This is a genomic window from Parafrigoribacterium mesophilum (assembly GCF_039652555.1).
GTDB lineage: Bacteria > Actinomycetota > Actinomycetes > Actinomycetales > Microbacteriaceae > Parafrigoribacterium > Parafrigoribacterium mesophilum.
On record NZ_JBDJAF010000047.1, the window covers coordinates 1 to 279 of the forward strand.

Consider the following 279-nt stretch of genomic DNA (forward strand, 5'->3'; position numbering starts at 1 on the left):
GTCTCAGGAACACGCACGGCGATGCTGAAACGACGGTCTCCCTCAAACAGCAGGCCGGAATCCCGCCCGCCCATCGCGGCTGCCACCGTGTCCGCTACTTCCCGAACGGTGAGGCCAAAACGCGCGATGGCTGCCCGATCGAACCGGACATCGAGCGTTGGCGCGCCCCCGGTCTGGTCCGCTTTGACGCTTGCGGCGCCGGGGATTGATTGCAGCACGCGCACAATCTCGTTGGCCGACTGCGACATCTTATCGAGATCGTCGCCATAGAGCTTGATC

General features: G+C 63.8%; 1 protein-coding gene. It reads right to left on the reverse strand.

Features of this window, described 5'->3' with window-relative positions; all coding sequences use genetic code 11:
• On the reverse strand, nucleotides 1-279 hold a 279-nt coding region (locus ABFX56_RS16040; RefSeq protein ID WP_346234357.1), incomplete at both ends, for an efflux RND transporter permease subunit.